Source organism: Marinobacter sp. LV10R520-4, from assembly GCF_002563815.1.
Taxonomy (GTDB): Bacteria; Pseudomonadota; Gammaproteobacteria; order Pseudomonadales; family Oleiphilaceae; genus Marinobacter.
The window spans coordinates 2,928,968-2,945,570 of the sequence record NZ_PDJM01000001.1 but is presented as its reverse complement, the minus strand read 5'-3'; the positions used below and the strand labels follow the sequence as shown (position 1 = coordinate 2,945,570).

General features: G+C 51.2%; 14 protein-coding genes. All 14 read right to left on the bottom strand.

Annotated features, from left to right (window positions below; translation table 11 throughout):
* Positions 1–56: 56 nt before the first annotated feature.
* A complete protein-coding gene (locus ATG98_RS14335) occupies positions 57–1,019 on the bottom strand; it encodes a DHH family phosphoesterase (protein WP_098424460.1) in 963 nt (320 codons plus the stop codon).
* Positions 1,020–1,529: 510 nt separating this feature from the next.
* Positions 1,530–2,879: a type II toxin-antitoxin system HipA family toxin gene (locus tag ATG98_RS14330; RefSeq protein WP_179888167.1), complete on the bottom strand. Its 1,350-nt coding sequence runs from the start codon at positions 2,877–2,879 to the stop codon at positions 1,530–1,532.
* Entirely contained in the window at positions 2,873–3,274 is a 402-nt protein-coding gene (locus tag ATG98_RS14325; RefSeq protein ID WP_098423610.1) for a helix-turn-helix domain-containing protein, read from the bottom strand. Before ATG98_RS14325 ends, ATG98_RS14330 begins: the two co-directional genes overlap by 7 nt.
* Before the next feature lie 453 nt (positions 3,275–3,727).
* Positions 3,728–4,717, bottom strand: coding sequence for a nucleotide sugar dehydrogenase (locus ATG98_RS14320; RefSeq protein ID WP_098423608.1), 990 nt, complete (start codon positions 4,715–4,717; stop codon positions 3,728–3,730).
* A 76-nt stretch (positions 4,718–4,793) separates the two neighbouring features.
* Positions 4,794–5,723, bottom strand: coding sequence for a hypothetical protein (locus ATG98_RS14315; protein WP_098423606.1), 930 nt, complete (start codon positions 5,721–5,723; stop codon positions 4,794–4,796).
* Between the two features lie 136 nt (positions 5,724–5,859).
* Positions 5,860–6,834 carry an Rpn family recombination-promoting nuclease/putative transposase gene (locus ATG98_RS14310; protein WP_098423604.1) on the bottom strand — a complete coding sequence of 325 codons (975 nt, stop codon included), beginning with the start codon at positions 6,832–6,834 and terminating at the stop codon, positions 5,860–5,862.
* 173 nt (positions 6,835–7,007) lie between these two features.
* Complete coding sequence (gene tviB, locus ATG98_RS14305; protein ID WP_098423602.1) at positions 7,008–8,273, bottom strand: Vi polysaccharide biosynthesis UDP-N-acetylglucosamine C-6 dehydrogenase TviB; 1,266 nt, start codon at positions 8,271–8,273, stop codon at positions 7,008–7,010.
* A 16-nt stretch (positions 8,274–8,289) separates the two neighbouring features.
* Positions 8,290–9,441: a glycosyltransferase family 4 protein gene (locus ATG98_RS14300; RefSeq protein WP_098423601.1), complete on the bottom strand. Its 1,152-nt coding sequence runs from the start codon at positions 9,439–9,441 to the stop codon at positions 8,290–8,292.
* Positions 9,442–9,576: 135 nt separating this feature from the next.
* Entirely contained in the window at positions 9,577–10,632 is a 1,056-nt protein-coding gene (locus tag ATG98_RS14295) for an EpsG family protein (RefSeq protein WP_098423599.1), read from the bottom strand.
* Between the two features lie 152 nt (positions 10,633–10,784).
* Positions 10,785–12,743 carry an asparagine synthase (glutamine-hydrolyzing) gene (gene asnB / locus ATG98_RS14290; protein WP_098423598.1) on the bottom strand — a complete coding sequence of 653 codons (1,959 nt, stop codon included), beginning with the start codon at positions 12,741–12,743 and terminating at the stop codon, positions 10,785–10,787.
* A gap of 67 nt (positions 12,744–12,810) precedes the next feature.
* The gene (locus ATG98_RS21870) at positions 12,811–12,954 is read right to left on the bottom strand and encodes a hypothetical protein (RefSeq protein WP_179888165.1); all 144 of its coding nucleotides are present in this window, start codon (positions 12,952–12,954) and stop codon (positions 12,811–12,813) included.
* Positions 12,951–14,078: a glycosyltransferase gene (locus ATG98_RS14285; protein ID WP_098423596.1), complete on the bottom strand. Its 1,128-nt coding sequence runs from the start codon at positions 14,076–14,078 to the stop codon at positions 12,951–12,953. The genes ATG98_RS21870 and ATG98_RS14285 overlap by 4 nt, the downstream gene beginning before the upstream one ends.
* Positions 14,079–14,100: 22 nt before the next feature.
* Complete coding sequence (locus ATG98_RS14280) at positions 14,101–15,228, bottom strand: glycosyltransferase (protein WP_179888163.1); 1,128 nt, start codon at positions 15,226–15,228, stop codon at positions 14,101–14,103.
* 232 nt (positions 15,229–15,460) lie between these two features.
* Entirely contained in the window at positions 15,461–16,582 is a 1,122-nt protein-coding gene (locus ATG98_RS14275) for a glycosyltransferase (protein ID WP_098423592.1), read from the bottom strand.
* Between the last annotated feature and the right edge of the window lie 21 nt (positions 16,583–16,603).

Here is a 16,603-nt window from a genome sequence, read left to right as displayed (position 1 = left end):
AGTGATTGCCCGTATAACAAAAGTTGAAACCTTATATCCGCTCGCGGGAGAGGGTCTTAATTCCAGAAGTTCGCCATTACACTTAAAAATGTTTCCAAGTGTTCAGCCGGTAATTCATTAATCCCGGCCGCCGCCTTTCGACCGCCCCCCGTTGGAAACTTGCGTGCCAGCTCATCGGCGCCGGTGCGGTTATTCAACGGGGCACGAATACTCACCAGATAACCGCCGTTGGCGCTTTCGGTAACAATGCCGCAGGCTTTATCCGGGTTGCGGTTTGCCAACTCATTGCCCAACACACCACTCACCCGGCGGGCCCAGGGCTCGTCCGGGAGTTTTACCACCAGCGAGCTATTGTTCTCAGTGAGCACCGGGGCCGCAAGGCCACTGGCCATGTCGGCCTTATAGCCGTCACGCAGTTTCTGCCAGGCCGGCGGCTGGGAAGCGATCAGTTCGAGCGGGTCCGAAAATTTTACAAATTCACGGTAAAGATCCGCGGGATGGAAGTGCAGGTCGTCCACTGTGTTGCCGTAGCCGTTGTAGTTAATGCACACTCCGAGCGTTTTCAGGGACTCGGTCTGCTCTACAGACAGCCCAGCCCCTTCTGCCAAGCCTTCAGCCACAGCGTTCAAATTATCGCCAAACGCAGCAGTAATAGCCCAGTTGTGAAAACGGCCACCCAAGTGCTCGTCTATAAGCAAACTGGTGCAAGTAGTAGGATGGGTATCAATCAGCGAGGTAAAACCAGGGGCGGTCGGTAAGGATTCGCCGGGGAAGTGATGGTCTACGTAGAACACTGAGCCTCCAGCATCGAGCAGTGCATCAACAGCCTCACGGTTCTTATCAAGGCTGATATCAAAAATGTTAACTCTCGCCATGCCACTTAAAGGCACTCTCTTCGCCAGAGCTATATCCCGCTTAACGCCTGTAATCAGCGTACTCTCCACCGGCTTCGCCAGGCGCCACTGAATCAAGGCACAGATACCGTCGGCGTCCCCATTAAACACATCAAAATAAGCCATACAATCCATCTATTTACGCCCTACATAACTAAATTAGTGTTGTTACCCCACCGTACTCGTACTCTGAAGTATCACCAACAACCGCCAAACACGCCCTAACGCCCAGCTATAACCAAAAAATACCGCAAAAAAAACAAGAACATCAACCAATCAGGCCACTGCATAACATCGCTCGAAACACTAGGGAAAACGCATGAAACATTTCACGCCGCGAGAATCGCGGCAAGGTAGTTTTCATCCAGTGCCGCTTGCTTCTGTTTGCGCCGGATGCCGCCTTTAAAATTCGTTTCACCTTTTAGATAATTCAACGCGATATGACGCACTCTCGCGAGGTTCTCAGCGGCATAACCACAATGGATTTTAGTCCCCTCAGTCCCAGTCTGGGGAAAGATTTCAAATCCGTCCCCGGTTTAGGCGTCTACCTCAGCGTCAAAACACACGTAGTTGCCACTGTGGTTCTTGAGGGTACTAAAATTCATCAGCTGCGCAATCTCAGTCGGCGCAAAGCCTTTAAAGATCGAGTCGAAGATTTCCCTCAATCTCATCGATCAGTGACTTGGGAACGTTGTTCCTGGAGGCCAGGGGTCGCCATTGAGAGACTGCATGGGTACATTCTCGGATAATCTCCAGTGCATCGCTCACGGGGAAGTTGCCAATCTGAGAGGCCACCGCCAGCAAGTCCGCCTGTGTAAACTCCGAACGCCGGCCGTTGAGAGAGATGTTGTGCTGCTCGACCCAGAAAGACCCCGGTCGATAGCTGTAAGCAATGTCATAAGCCGGTGCCAAAGACCAGACTCCCTCTTTGCTCATGAGGAACGAGAAGTTCTTGGTGTGGTCGTCCTGGTTACGGGCAACAACGTTGAACACCATCCGGCGATACAGCTCTAATGCCTCGACCCTAGAGAGCCGCAAGCGGCGAGCCACCTGAAACAATTCCTCGTAACTGAACTGCCCAGGCTTCTTGTAGTCCGCATGAGCCATAGCACAGAGCGTTTGCATGTGGATCTTGTCATTGCCCTTACGGTCAAACCGGCGGGTCAGAAAGTGCGCCCGGGGCCCGTCCAGGAGAATCTCAGAAGGCTCCATGCGGATGCCGGCCAAGGTCGCCATCTGGTAGTAAGTGTACTCCATTAGGCCGAAGCCCATGGGATCGCCAAAGATCTCACTGCCTGAGCGGTGTTCGGTCACTCCATCAAATTTGAGAAGGTAGTGTTCATAGCCCACGGGGGCATCCATCTGGCCTGAACGGATATCGGTTCGGTTTTTATTGAGAGCAACGACGGCTTTGGGGCGGGCGCCACCGGCGGAGGAGCCTACCTGAAAGATGGACCCAATCCCGCTGTTGTTTTCCGGAGCGATTTCGCCGCCGGCCCGAGCTCGTTCATCAAGAACCTTTTGAGCCGTCCTGACTAGGGTATCAAGCTCAAGAGACTCACTTGAGCCGGTATTAGCGCCGAACATGACAGGCAGAAACTCCAGCGCTCCCATGCCTCGGGTGCCGGTGTACAGAAGCCGCTCAACGGCTGAGAAGTTCTTAGGATCACGACCCTGGCGAGCGATCCAGGCGTTAATAACGGCGTTGCCGAAATCGTCGGGCAGGGTGTCGGCAAAGCAGCCGGGCAGGCCCTTGTAAGTCTCCGGGTTCAGGGAGGTGAACTCGAAGACGCTACGAAGGCCATTAAGAGGCATTGTAAGAGGCGCAATGTCCAAGCCATGGCTGTGCCAGTCAGGATCGTAACCAAAGCGATAAACGCCTTGTTGGCGGTCGTACATGAGTGCACCAACAGCCTTCCCCCAGAGCATGACCTCTGCGGTGTCTTCTGGGTCAAGGCCTGAGCGGTGACGCTTACGCACTACCATTCGAGTTTGTCCTTACTGCGGTCTTTTGGGAGTTTTGTCGGCTCAGAGGATTCTTCTTCCTCGAATCTCCGCTGCTTTACATAAACCGACGACGAACGACCTCTTGCGGAAACACTGAGATCTTTGCGGATTCCGCGCCATAAAACCGCCGGGTTTATCGGCTCCGGAGCAATAAAGAGTTCCAGCTTATCCATCGCCTCCATGGTCCGAAGAGCCGCGACCAGATAAGAGAGCTTACCGGCGCCTTCGTCAAGAAGCTTGCGCAAGGTGGGCTGGCTGACGCCCATCTCCGAGCCGAGGTACTCACGACTCATCCCCCGCGACTGGCGGAGCAGATCGAGCCGGCTTCCTATTTCTTTACACCAGGCATCGTCTGATAGCGCGTAAGGATCCATAGCTGCTCCAACTGAAAAATATTTTTCAGAAAATGCTCAATTCATCTTAATTTTGCAAGAAACGTTTCACAAAGGGTATAGAGCAATGAAAAGCCCCATACAACGAAAGCATTTTTTCAGAATACTGGGTATAATGCAACTATTTGAAACAAAGCTTTCACTTATATTCTATATTGGCTTGCGCCTAACCACTTCTGTCACAACGGTGTAGAAAAAGTTCGACATCCCTCCGGTTCTGTAAAAAAAGTGTGCTTTGTGTGGAGAAGTTTGAACAGACAAGGCATCGGGTAAAACGCAGTCTGCGCTTGAAACTCGGCTCTCTTTCCTTGTGCAGCCGACCGGACAGAATAGTTGACGCCGACACGCTTTTTGGCAACACAGACAAAGATTGAAAATCTGTCCTTTTACGTTGTGCCTAAACCGGGGACAGATTTCAAATCCGTCCCCTTCCCGCTACAACCTCAAATCCGCCGCGCCCAATGGCAACACGCCCTTAAGGTCAAACAGAACGCCGCCCTGTTTCAGATAAGCGCGGAAATCGCCAGTCGTCATACCCAGGTACTCGCGGTGAGGCACCGCCAGTATCAGCGCATCGTAGTCCCCATTGCTCGCAGCCTCAGTCAGCGCAACGCCGTACTCGCGCTCGGTTTCTTCACTGCTTACCCACGGGTCTGACACATCCACCGAACAGCCAAACTCTTTCAGCTCCCGCACCACGTCAATCACCCGGGTATTGCGCAAATCCGGGCAGTTCTCCTTGAAGGTGAAACCCAACACCAACACCCGGGCGTGGGCGACGGTGTGGCCCGCTTTGATCATCTTTTTAACCAGCTCAGCGGCGACGTGCGGCCCCATGCCATCGTTCACCCGGCGACCGGCCAGGATGATTTCCGGGTGGTAGCCAATGGCTTGCGCCTTGTGCGTCAAATAGTACGGGTCTACCCCAATACAGTGCCCACCCACCAGGCCAGGTTTAAACGGCAGGAAGTTCCACTTGGTGCCGGCCGCGGCCAGTACTTCGTGGGTGTCGATGTTCATGCGCCGGAAAATCATCGCCAGTTCGTTCATCAGCGCAATGTTCACATCCCGCTGGGTGTTCTCTATCACCTTGGCGGCTTCGGCCACGCGAATGGAGCTGGCAAACCGGGGACGGATTTGAAATCCGTCCCCTATCACGATGTCGCCGGCTTTTAATACCTGGCCCACGGTTTTACTGGCTTTGATCAGCGGCGTTAAATCCGGGGCTTTGAATTCGTCAATGGGCGTGGGCACGGTGATGATGAACACCGAGCACTCACACAAGCCTTCCAACTCAGTGGTGAACGATAATTGCGACACCTCCGCCAGTTCTTCGAGGGAGACTTCCTGGGTCACATCCACACCGTCGCGCAGCTGTTGTACGCGGGTAGTGTTGATATCAAAACCGATTACACGGCGCTTCATTCCCTTACCAAGCCACTCGCCACCAGTTGGCCTAGCATGTGAGCTGCTTGGCGTTTACCGTATTTGCTTTGTTGCTCTAAGCCTCCAACCGCAAGAACTTTTTGGGATCATCTAAAAACTCTGCGATATTCAACGGCGAAAATGTTCTTTCATTCGACTCAACGAGGTCACGTGCTCCCACACACAACTTTGTGATCGGGAAAACTATCCTCGGTTCTTCGGCAAAAAATACCCGCGCTACCCACTTGCCCGGAAGCATTCGGCCATTGCCATCAATAAAACCATACCCCAAAAGCGTAATGCCGTTTAGGCCTTCTAATTGGCTGGAATATCCTCTGACGAGCTTTGAACCATGGCCTACAAAGAGTATCTGCGTTTCAATAGATTTTAGAATATCCAACAACGTATTTTGACGCACAGAATCGTAGCTTTCAATCTGAGCCATCATGTCATCAAGTGCGCCTTGCTCATGCTCAACAAATCGACGATCGATAAGGCCCTTGATTGCGTAGATGGCGGACATTTCAGCGGCTTCAGCCTCTAAAAGAGCTGCCGTGACCGTTACTTCACCCACTACAGGGAAACCCGCGCGATTAAGCCTTGGGTTTAACACCGCACACAACGCATCTTCTTCTACAGAGTAAAGCGAAATTTTTTGACCAAATATTTCAGTCGTTTTGGACTCGCGTGAAAAAACATGAATTTCTGCACCCTCAACGTCTAGAATGGCTTTTAAAGCTTCCGCATTTTTTCTGCCCGTACCGCTGTTTGTAAAACCACCCTGGTGCTGTGAACAGCGCTGATCAATGCCTTTACCCGCTTTGCCAACGTATAAAACTTCATACTCATCAGCATCCCGACGTAAAGAGGCCCAAACATAGACGCTTGGGCTCTCGGAACTTTTTGACTTTTTTACTCGCTTAAAAACAGGCCTACCAGACACCAACACAATCTCATGTGTTACGAATAAGTCATAGCTCTTCAATCGGGAAGCAGAGAATTTCATCAGTTTTCCTTTTTAAAGTAGCAACCAGGGACAGATTTGAAATCCGTCCCCGGTTTGAGCCTCAACACACAGCCCCAAAATACAAAAAACAGCCCGCGGGCTGACTTTTTCATATCTGGCGATCCATCACTCTGAATCAGTGCTTAACCTGCGAGCGCATATCACTCACTTCAGCCACCTCAAGACCGGCAACCTCTGCGATCATTTGGTCATTCATTTCTGTTCGTGCAATCAAGTTACGAGCTACTTCCTGCTTCACTGCTTCACCCCCTTCCTGACGACCTTCATTACGACCTGTCTGAAGACCTTCCTGTATCCCCTCTAATCGCTCTTTCTTAACCAGATTCTCCAAGTTCTCTGCCAACATATCTCTGTCCTCCACCAGACTATTTAGCCGCTCTAACCCTACTTCTGCGCCCAAGCGGCTCAAGTGGCGCTTGATCCAGCGGGTGATGATTCTGTCCACCCGCTCTTTGTTCGGATCGGCTTCAATGATCTTAACAACTCGATCCACCGCCTGCTGCAGGGCTTCCCAGCTGTGGCCGGCGTTTTCAACACCGAAGACGCCACTTAGCAGCGTTTTCTTATTGATCAATTCTTCATCAGTACAGCGCCCTTCGTCAATCAGATAATAGCGAAGGTGCGGCTGATACGCTCGCAGGAACTCCGGTGGTTCCGGCTGCACCATGTCGTAAATATCCTGACGGGCTGACCAGCGCTGGGAACCGTTGTACAAAACCATCGGGAAAACCGGTGGCAGGCCTTTGCTGAGCGCTGTTTCCCGGTTTTTTAGCAAATGATCGTAAAAACACGCAACATAGTGCATCAAACGAAGCGGCATGGCGCTGTCCACTTTGGATTGGAACTCCAGCAGGATATAGAGAAAAATCTGCTGGGTAACGCCTTCCCAAGTCACCTCCACCGACCAGACAACGTCTTCGAATTTTTCCTCGAACAGCGGCGTAATATAGTTGCCACTGTGGTTCTTGAGCGTACTAAAGTCCATCAGCTGCGCAATCTCAGTCGGCGCAAAGCCTTCAACCAACTGCTGGACAAATTCCGGATAGCTGAACAGCTCCTTGTAACCGGTGTCGTGATGATTCGTGGCCATGTGATCTCCTTATCAAGCGGCAATTTACTTTACCACGTACAGATCATGCATAGGAGAAGGCGATGGATTGGGTGTTGTGGCAAACTAGGGATGGCTAAAACGGGGACAGATTTCAAATCTGTCCCCCTGCATAACCGCGAGACCGGGGACGGATTTCAAATCCGTCCCCTTTCCTACAACCGCAAATCCGAACACCCCAACGCCAACACTCCCTTCAAATCAAACAACACCCCACCCGGCTGCAGCAGCGCGCGGAAGTCTGCTTCCGCAAGGCAGGTGTATTGCTTATGCGCCACCGCAATCACCAATGCGTTATAGGTCCCAGGCTGCGGCTGTTCCACCAAACTCAGCCCATATTCCCGTTCAGCTTCGGCACTGCTGGCCCAGCTGTCGGTGACGTCTACCTGGCAGCCGAATTCACCCAGCTCTTTGATTAGGTCCACCACTTTGGTGTTGCGCAGGTCTGGGCAGTTTTCTTTGAAGGTCAGGCCCATGATCAACACGCGGGAGCCGGAGATGGTTTGGCGGTTGCGGATCATGGCTTTGACTAATTCAGCGGCGGAGTAGGCGGCCATGCCGTCGTTGATGCGGCGCCCGGCCAGGATGATTTCGGGGTGGTAACCTACAGCCTGGGCTTTGTGGGTCAGGTAGTAGGGGTCTACCCCAATACAGTGCCCACCCACCAGGCCAGGTTTAAACGGCAGGAAGTTCCACTTGGTGCCGGCGGCGGCCAGTACTTCGTGGGTGTCGATGTTCATGCGCTTGAAGATCATCGCCAGTTCGTTCATCAGCGCGATGTTCACATCCCGCTGGGTGTTTTCAATCACCTTGGCGGCTTCGGCCACGCGAATAGAGCTGGCTTTGAAAGTACCAGCGGTGATCACACCGGCATACAGTTGGTCTACGATGTCGGCAATCTCGGGCGTAGAGCCGGCAGTGACTTTCTTGATGGTGGTTACCCGGTGTTCTTTGTCACCCGGGTTGATGCGCTCCGGGCTGTAACCGGCAAAGAAATCCTTGTTAAATACTAAGCCAGAAACTCGCGCCAGTATCGGCACGCACACTTCTTCTGTTGCACCGGGGTAAACCGTGGATTCGTAAATTACAATGTCGCCGGCTTTTAACACCTGGCCCACGGTTTCACTGGCTTTGATCAGCGGCGTTAAATCCGGGGCTTTGAACTGGTCGATGGGCGTGGGCACGGTGATGATGAACACCGAGCACTCACGCAAGTCTTCCAACTCAGTGGTGAAGGATAACTGCGACACCTCCGCCAGCTCTTCGCTGGAGACTTCCTGGGTAACATCCACACCGTCGCGCAGCTGTTGTACGCGGGTGGCGTTGATATCAAAACCGATCACCCGGCGCTTCATTCCAAACGCGGCGGCCAACGGCAGACCGACGTAACCCAGGCCAATTACAGCTATGGTTTGCGACATCACACTTCTCCAATTGTTAAAGAACAGGTTCGCCAACGGCGTCCAGGCAGGACACATACGCCCGTATCACAATGGCTTCATCAAACTCGGCTTCCATCAACGCCCGCGCCTCTATTCCGGCCTCGGCTAATTGTTCGCGGGGGCGCTTTACAGCGATCAGCATCTGTTGCGCCAAAGAATCAGCATTGCGCACCTCGCACAGCCAGCCGGTTTCATCTGCGCGTATGGCATGGCGGCAACCGGGCACGTCCGACACTATCGCCGGGCGGCCCATGGCAGCGGCTTCCAATACCGTGCGCGGCATGCCCTCGCGATAGGACGGCAACACCAACACGTGGGCTTGGCGAATAAACGGCTGTATGTCGTCGGTTTCACCGGCGTATTCCAGCTGGCCGGCGTTGACCCAAGCGGTCACTTCGTCGGCGGTGATGGCAGTGCGGTTGGAAATGCCCAGCGGGCCCACTAACAGGCAACGAACATCCGGATGAGCCTTGCGCACCTGCGCGGCGGCACTGGCGTATTCACGCACGCCCTTATCACCCAGTAAGCGGGCCACCATCACAAAGGTCAGCGGGCCATCCGGCAAGGGTGAAAACGCAAAGCGGGTCAAATCCATACCAGAGCCCGGCAACACGGTGGTTGGCGTGGCCTTTAACAACCCATGGGCGTGAAACAGACGGTGGTCTTCCTGATTCTGAAAAAACACCCGCCGGGCGCCGCGATTGGCAAAGCCGTAAAGCGCTCGCACCCGGCGAAACAGCCAGCTGTCGTGAAGAAACGCGGTACCCAAGCCCGATACATTGTTAGCGTAAGCAATGCCCAAAGCGCGGCACGCCAGGCCAGAATAGATATTGGCCTTAACGGTGAAATTGAACACAAACGCCGGCTTCATACGGCGCAGCGTCAGGGCTAGCCCAACAAAGCTGCGCCCTTCCCCCAACACGCTGGTGCCTTTGCCGTCCAGATTCAGATGCTGATGGCGAACGCCCAACTCATCTTCCAAACGCTGAGAGAACGGATCGGTAGGCGACAACGCCACCACAGAAAAACCCGCTGCCCGCAACGCACAGATGGTTCCGCGGCGAAAGTTATATAGGTACCAGGAGGTGTTAGACACAAGCACCACTAGGCCCCGGGATGGTTCCGGAACAGCGTTCAGATGAGACATAAAGATAGACTTAAAGAGGAAGGAAGAGAAAATATCAGTGCTGAACTGGGAACGTAAAACCGGGGACAGATTTGAAATCTGTCCCCACTTAGAGGACGGATTTTAAATCCGTCCCCTTCCCAGCTCATGTCGACATCAATAAATCGGCTGATCAACCAACCAAATCAGTTGATAAGGAAGCCAGTAATTCGCATGAACGGCATAATTTAGCCACACAAACTGCACCAGCCCGTAATAACACACCACGCCCAACACAATCATAGAGCGCCAGAAAGCATCGTCGGTAATTTGGTGCAAGCGGGAGAAAACAAACAACTGAACGGGAATCAGATAGAGCGCCACACGATCCGTTGCGGTCGATGACAGCACCACCAGAGGAATACACACCAAGCACAGCACCGAAATCCACCACCACAAGCGCTGCTCTGCCGAGGTTAGCTGCATACGTTTATTCAGTAATAAAAACAAAAATGCAGGTACTGAGTTCATCAAGACCCGAATCAAGCCGCCGGCGGATTGGTAATCTGCTTCAACGTAGTTTTCCCAAAGCGCATCCACTGAATCGAACAAAAACAGATAGCCGCCCAACAGCGCCATCAGACCAACCCAGAACCCGGTCCACCAGCGGTTGCCACCGGAAGCCAAAGCCGCGACAGGAATCATCAACACCGCCGACTTATGAAAAGCCGCCCCAACCAACACCCAAATCACAAACCAACGCAGATTTTTATCACCAAGAGCGACAAGCCCCAGCATCATAAATCCCAGTGCTGTAGCTTGGCGCGTATAACCCATCGCCACCACCACTAACAAATAAGGTACAGCGACCAGAACGGCCAACCAAGGTAGCGGCTGGCGCAACGAGAAGCGGATCACCCCTGCCATCACGACGGCGCCGCAAATCAGGTTAACCCAGTAAATATTTCCACCTAGGTTCCACACTAGCCAATTCACCAAGTAATAGCCTGGATCACCTCCTTGGAAAACATCTAAAAAAGACAAGAATGCGCTTTTATTAAAGTGGTGTAGATAAGTTCCCCAATCTCCTCCCACCTGAAATCGCAAACCAATCGCCAGGGCAAACACACCACCCACAAACCACAGCACAACGCGCTGGCTTTGCGGGCGAAGCATCGAAGGCGCCAGCATGGCAAAGGCGGGGATTGAAAACAGAATCCAGTAAGGCAACATAATCGATTAATTACTCGCGTGATATGCGGCTGTCAGGCCGCTTGTTCCTGACTCTTGACGAAGGCTTGGATATTGATAATGCTTCGGTGTTTTTTGAAGCAAACCAAGCAGACCGGGGACGGATTTTAAATCCGTCCCCTAGCACCGGTTCCTTAACATCGCCAGCGCCGCTGCCAGGCCAAAAGCTGCAACACCGCCCACAGTTGCTGGGCATAATGCCCTTTGCCATTAACATGGTTTTTCCACATTGCCCCGACAGCTTTAACATTCAACATAGGCAACTCCACCAAACTCGCCGGCTGCAACAAATCTTCAGCCCACTCCCGCAAAGGACCACGTAGCCATTCATCCAGCGGAATAGCAAAACCCATCTTGGGACGATCAATCAAGGCTGCGGGAACATGTTGATAGAGCGTTTCGCGCAAAGGCCACTTGCCCTGGCCATTTTTGATGCGCAGTGAAGCTGGAATACGCCAAGCTGTGTGAAAAACATTCGGGTCCAGAAACGGCACTCGTACCTCAAGTGTGCTAGCCATGCTGGCGCGGTCTACCTTGACCAGTGCGTCGTCTACCATAAAATTCATGGTATCCATCAGCAGCATCCATTCAACCGCGTCAAATTGCTGTAAGGCGGGGTACAGGTTTTCTAAAGGCGTGGTGGGAACACCGGCGTTCAACAGATTACCAGGTTGCCGATTCATGGATGACACGCCAGCAAACAACGCCTGCTGCGATGGGCTTTCCAGCACGGCAGCCAACTTGTGCAGTTTTTCGCCAAAGGTACGAACGTGTAATCGCTTCGGCAAAACACGCCCAGCGATGTTCATCACGCCGTCGTAAGCGCCCACGGGAATCGATCTTAGTGACAACGCCAGAGTTTTTCTGACTGCCACCGGCAAGCGGTTCAGTTTGCTCCAAATCTGCGGCACCCACACATGGCGGTTATAGCCGCCAAACAGCTCATCACCCCCATCGCCAGACAAAGCCACGGTGACGTGCTGCCGGGTAAGGCTAGCAATCAAGGCGGTGGGTATTTGGCTGGAATCGGCAAAAGGCTCGTCGTACATATCCGCAAGTTGCGGAATGGTGTCCAGCGCCATCTGCGAGGTGGCTTTTAAGGTGGTGTGATCAGTACCTAGATGAGCCGCCACCGCCGCTGCGTGGCTGGATTCGTCGTAACGGGCGTCGTCAAACCCCACTGAAAAGGTGCGCACCGGTTTGCTGGACTGCGCCTGCATCAGCGCCACCACCAGTGAACTGTCCACCCCACCGGATAAAAACGCCCCCAGCGGAACATCCGCCATCATGCGCTGACCCACCGACGTCATCATGGCTTGGCGGGTTTGCTCCACCGCATCATCCGGGTTTGCAATCACCGGTGCTTGCTTTGCGGCTAAGGCCGCCGTCACCGGCGACCACCACTGAGTGACCTCTGGCAACTGGCCATTGGCAATGTCACTCTGAGTAAACTGAACGTAACTGCCTGGCAACAGCTTGTGTATGCCCTGATAAATACTGGCCGCACCGCGTACGCAGCCAAAACGCAAATATTCATCCAGCACGTTCTGGTTCAACGTCGGCTGCCAGTCCGGGTGTGCAGCCAACGCCTTCAATTCAGAGCCAAACACCAACGCAGGCCGCTTGCCAACCAAGCCGTAATACAGCGGCTTTTCACCAAACCGATCCCGCGCCAGGGTTAAGGTTTTCAGCTGCCGGTCCCATAGGGCAATGGCAAACATACCGTTGGCGGCTTCCAGCGTGCGCTCAATACCCCAGGCCGAAAACGCAGCCAGCAGGGTTTCCGTATCCGCATGGCCGCGCCAAACCGGGGCAACAGATGACTGGTCAAGCTGTTTGCGCAAATCCAGGTGGTTGTAGATCTCGCCATTGAACGCAATCACAAAACGCTCGCAGGCTGAATGCATAGGCTGGTGACCAGCAGCGGACAAATCTACAATGGCAAGGCGCCTATGCCCTAGCGCCAGTCCGGTATCACCCTCCACCCACACACCGGAATCGTCCGGGCCGCGGTGAAGAATTTGAGCGGCCATCTCTTTGGCAATGGCAGAACTGGGAGCTTCTTGCCCCCAAAAACCTGTGATCCCGCACATCAGTCATATCCTTGCAGATTGGTCTGCTGCCAGCGGAGCGCCGCACGGGCCTTGGTCGGCTCTCCCATCAACAACACTTCGTGCGACGGCAGTGGATGGCGCTCGCCCGTAAACCGTGGCCAAACACCACCAACTCTTGCCCTACCTGCGGCAGCGCCATGATGGCATGCGAGCCATTATAGCCAGCGCTACCTGTCCCAAGTATCTTCATTCCGCTCCTTGCTCGTGTTTTTGATCGATCGGGCCATCGCCTCGATACACGGACAGATAGCGCTCTGCGGTGGTCTTCAGGGAAAAGTGCTTCACCACCCTCTCACGGGCCGCCCTGCCCATATTCTTACGTTCGTCGCTAGGCAGTTGCAGTGATCGTTCAAGGGCTGAGGCTAATGCCTCACTATTCTGCGTCGGAACTACGAAGCCAGTTTCACCCAAGACTGAACGAATCCCACCACAATCTGTAGCTACAACGAAACACTGACACGCCATCGCCTCAAGTATCACCATCGGCAGCCCTTCCCAAGCAGAAGACATAACATAAAAATCACAGGCCGAAAGCAAGTCTGCAACGTCATGCCGCAAGCCAAGAAAATGCAGACGATCTGCAATTCCTAACGACTCGGCCATCTCAACTAGCTCGCCACGTAAGGGGCCGTCGCCGACGATGACCAGGTGCGGGAGTTCCGGCGAAATCGCAAGATGTGAAAAAGCTCGAAGAAGGTTGGGGTAATCCTTCTGCTCCCAAAGACGCCCCACAGCCAGCAGCAAGGGGGTGGCCTCATTCAAACTTAGTTCCGTAAGCACCCGCGCCCGAGCGTCGGAAACAAAAGTCAAGGCCGCAGTGTCAATGCCATTTTGGATGGTCACCATACGTCCCGACCGCAGGGCGCCCTGTTGCTCGAATGCCTTCACAGCCTCATCAGAGACATTGGTGGACATGTCCGCTAGTCGGTCCGTTAGCCGGTAGGCCAAAAAACGCATTCGCCCTTCCTCATTGGTATTGTGCGCGCTGGATACCAACCGGGGCATCGGGTTCACAACCCGAAGCAACCGCGTGAGGATATTGGCATGCACCAGATGGCTATTTACAACATCTGGTTTATACTCACGTATCAACTGCCGTAATCGCCACATGGCGTTTATGACACTCAGCGGGCTCCGATGCATTTCAAGATTACAAATTTTAACTTTTGGGTCGCTGGGCCTAAGTTCAGCTTCACCATGAAAGTAAACGAGAGTAACCTCATGCCCCAATGCAACGTAGCAATCCGCAAGACTGACTAATAAACGCTCAGCGCCGCCAACACCCAAACTGGTAATTGTAAACAAGATTCTCATATTACCGCCAAGCTCCAAGTCTTTACTTCAAAATATTGATTATATTATTAGCTATAAATTCCGGGTCATATTCCTTACTCCTAGCTAATAGCTTCTGAGCCGGAACTGGGTTTTTATGAAGATATCTAACAGCTTGGGCAATTGCCTTAGGGTCTTTCAAAGGCACCAGTTTTCCATACTCATCATCGCCTAAAATCTCGCGCGGGCCGTAATTACAGTCCGCAGACACTACTTGACAACCGGCGCACACCGCCTCGACGACTGAATTCGGAAAAGCTTCTGATAATGATGCCGAAATAAAAAAATCCGAATTTTTAAAAAATACAGCAGGCGCTTGTACATAGCCGCAAAATAAAACATTTTCTTGCAATCCATATCTTTCTACAAGTTTTTCCAAACTCTCTTTCTCAGGACCGCCACCTACAATCAAAAGTTTAGGGTCAAGATCAAGGAGGTGCTTGACTGCAACTATTATTGACTCAATATTTTTAAGTTTATCAAGCCTACCAACCGAAAGAATTTTAATGCCACTAGCACACCACCATTTCAAGATTTCTTTCTCAAAATCGCCTGACACCTCATCATTCAATCTAATCGGGTCGTTTATCACAGCTATATCCGCTAACGCGCATTTCGAATATTTCGCTAAGCCTTGACGTGCAGCATGTGAAAGCGCAATTAATTTTGCATATTTTCTTAAAAATAAGGGTGCTATGAAGTATAAAACTCTACCCTTTAAGGTTGTTTTATAGGACTCAGAAACTCTTTCAAAATCAACACGATTAATAACACCAAGACCGAAATGCCCCCTTGCCAAGCTTTTGGCTATAGACGCAATAGCTCCTGGCATAACGTTGCTAACAATTACAAAGTCTGGCTTGTCTTTTTTGAAATGATCTATAAGAAATCTAATTATCCCAATACTTCCAACCAAGCCTATCTCTTTTATTATAGCTGCTTTTGGCAACTGGTTTTTCCTGGGACCATCCATTGTAAGCATTAATAAAGTAACCCGATATCCTTGGCGAATAAACTCATTAGCTAAGTCTATATTTCTTGCACCAATGCCGCCCATCTGAGGACCATCAAAAAACAAAGATATACTTTTCATATTAAAACCAAATAAATAGGTCATTATTTTACGAAGCAACCCCTGCCTGCGATTGACTCATAGCTACAGTTGCTATTCTATACTTTGATGGCCTTTAACTATTACTCTAAATATATGAAAAATTTCACCTTTCATATATTTCGACAGACGAATTTTTCTGAGCAAAAATCTGACCTTACCATGGCCAAACTCAGTCAGCGTGCTGCTTAAAAGGAGAATCAGATAGTCCTGTGAAAGAATACATGCAGGATGATCACCATTACTATGGAAATTAACTTAACAAATTTTCGCTGGCAACCTCACTAAAAATAAACCTCATTTTCTCTCTGGCCGCCTCATAGGAATAGTTCTTTTTGTATAGCGATTTCAGGAATTCTTCGTCAAAGGTAACGCTTCCATTTATTATATCACGAATTGATTTAACGAATTCCTGGGCATGATTACAAACAAGACCCGCTTTACCATGCACATCATCATATCCGACAAAAGCTTCTGATGTGGCCAGTATCGGTCGGCCAAACATTAGAGATTCAGCAACTTTTGTCTTCATGCCCGAACCATCAAATATTGGCGCTATTGAGAACTTAGCTCTGCGATACCACTCATTCAATGAATCAACTTCACCAATTACAGCTATATTTTTACAATCCGAAAACTCATCCAAATAATCTTCAAAACCTCTTCCCAATATATAAATTTGGCAAGATAAATCTTCTGCAACATATTTTGCGAGCCATCGAACAGCCTCGACATTGGCATAGAAAGCCCCGCCAACGAATATACCGAAATCTTGGCCAAGTGCGGGAACTTTGCCAGATAATTTTGTATCACATCGAGGATCATTAAAAACTGAAATAGGGACAATGTAATCACCAGATCTACCATAAATACGATAAAGCAATTTGCTGTCTCGATCTGTTAAACAAATTATAGCATCACTATGGATAACAGCGAGGCGCTCTGCTAAGAAGTTTGCCAGTAAAACACCTAATGCATGAAGGCTTGGTTTTTTTTTAAATGCACCCCAAAAAAAACGAGATTCAACATTGTGAAAAAAAACAACTATTTTGCAAGAAGGAACTTTTTTCTTAGCTAGCTTTACTAACCGTCCATAATTTGAGCCTTCTATATATACTATGTCAGATTTGTTGTCGCTAATCTTGTTAATACAGTTCTGGGCCACGGTTGGGTCAAGCCCATCTAGCCAACCAATCAGTGATTTAAATTTCCCTAACAATGAACTATTGCCCATTGGCTTAGCGACAACATTACATACATCAGACCCAAAAATTTCGTTGATGATTTTCGAATTAGTATCAGCAAGCATTTCTCTTCCTGCCGATTTCCCCCCCCGGGGGCTGTAAGTAAACTTAAAAACCGTGGAATTACTCATTGAGGTATATTTAACCTTCCA